The sequence below is a fragment of the Bartonella sp. AD328YNZD genome (assembly GCF_042196425.1).
In genome coordinates this window covers 1-1,476 of the sequence record NZ_JBHIQG010000479.1, presented here as the reverse complement: position 1 = coordinate 1,476, position 1,476 = coordinate 1, and the positions used below count along the sequence as shown (strand labels likewise).

Genomic DNA, 1,476 nt, shown 5'->3' with positions numbered 1-1,476 from the left:
AAAATCCGTTCCTGTTCATTAATTTGCGGCGGCGTATTAACCCCATTGACCAAATCAACAGCCCGCCGTAAATCCCCCTCAACCTGTTGCAAAGCAATTGCCACACGCCGTTGCGCAACCGGCTCCATCTTCGCCAACTTCAACAACTGCGCTTGATTATCTGCCAAGGCTGTCCCCCGCAAAACAGAGCGTAATTCTGGCTGTAAATGTCGAGAAATGCTGTTAAGACGTCTTACTGATTTTGGAGACAAACCAATGCGGTCCGCCACATGTTTGGCAAAGTGCAAACTTTGCACTTTGCCATTTAAGTCACCATCATTTGGCAAAGGGTCAACTTGTCCCTTTGCCACTTTGTCCCCTTCACTCCCGATTTTATTGTGATCTGAAGTTGCATTGCTGTCCCTTTGAGCAATTGGGACAACTTGTCCCAATTGCTCTTTTTTGACTTTATGTTGATTACTACCGTCCCCACCACGCTTAATCTCCCCATACTTCTTTTCCCACAATTCGCGGTACGTCTGCACAAACAAGGCACGATCAATAACAGACAATTCATTGCGAAAGAGGTTTTCAGCCACTTCTAAAAGCGCAGCATTCTCTTTATCAGCCTGCACCACAACGGCATCAATGTCACTATAGCCCAAAAGCTCAGCAGCACGAAGCCGATGCGCACCAGCAATAAGCGTATAATTGCCCTCTTTAGCATTGGGGGTATGGCGCACCGTAATCGGATTCATCAATCCCTCCCGCGCCATTGATTGTGCAAGTGCCTTGGCATGCTCATCATCCACAGGGCGTATACGCTCCGGCACCACAATCACATCAAGAGCAAGCTTTTGAAACTGTGCCATCACGCCCCCGCCTTTCTGATCTCTTTAAAGAATAAATCCATCGCACGCCCCGCCCATCTTCGATAAGCTTTCGCAAAAACGGGTTCTTCCAAACGCCGGTTAATGGTACGCAAAGAACGAGCAACAGCAGTGCGTTCACGCTCTTGCATGGCAACAAGACGCCGCCGCGGCACCTCAAACTGATAATGCAAAATATGAATAACAATCTGTCGTGCTAACGCCGCATCAAATAAGCAGTGCGGAGGGTCAATAATATACCGGATTGGCAAATGTTTAAATCCACTACTCACCGCCTTAAAAGAACAGGCAAGCATAGCTTCCAAACGTTCAACTTCTGAATAAGGATTAACGATATCGCTTCTGGCTTCTGGGGTCCATAAATTACAAGCAGCAACCATAACCACCCCCTATAAAAACAATATGATTACCCCCTAATCGCCAGAACCAAGCCATCCAAACGGCTGTTCTATGATGCAACTCTATGCAATTTATCTTGCCTATTTCGTATTGATCTTTAGACATTGATAAACCTTTTCATCTTATGGTAATAAATTCATGGCAAATGCGCAAAAACGCAAAGCCGTGTAACGAAGTTCAAGCAGCATTACCGCGCAAAGCAGAATGC

At 46.3% G+C, this 1,476-nt stretch carries 3 protein-coding genes; all 3 read right to left on the bottom strand.

What is annotated here, in order from left to right:
• On the bottom strand, positions 1-851 hold an 851-nt coding region (locus ACFIO3_RS13005; protein WP_375617383.1), incomplete at its 3' end, for a ParB/RepB/Spo0J family partition protein.
• On the bottom strand, positions 851-1,249 hold the full coding sequence (locus tag ACFIO3_RS13000; RefSeq protein ID WP_375612308.1) for a hypothetical protein: 399 nt from the start codon (positions 1,247-1,249) through the stop codon (positions 851-853). The genes ACFIO3_RS13005 and ACFIO3_RS13000, both read right to left, overlap by 1 nt.
• Complete coding sequence (locus tag ACFIO3_RS12995) at positions 1,233-1,373, bottom strand: hypothetical protein (RefSeq protein WP_375614893.1); 141 nt, start codon at positions 1,371-1,373, stop codon at positions 1,233-1,235. The genes ACFIO3_RS13000 and ACFIO3_RS12995 overlap by 17 nt, the downstream gene beginning before the upstream one ends.
• Positions 1,374-1,476: the final 103 nt, after the last annotated feature.

Coding starts and splice junctions, on each gene's coding strand:
- ACFIO3_RS13000 (WP_375612308.1), bottom strand. CDS start 1,249: ATGGTTGCTGCTTGTAATTTATGGACCCCAGAAGCCAGAAGCGATATC.
- ACFIO3_RS12995 (WP_375614893.1), bottom strand. CDS start 1,373: ATGTCTAAAGATCAATACGAAATAGGCAAGATAAATTGCATAGAGTTG.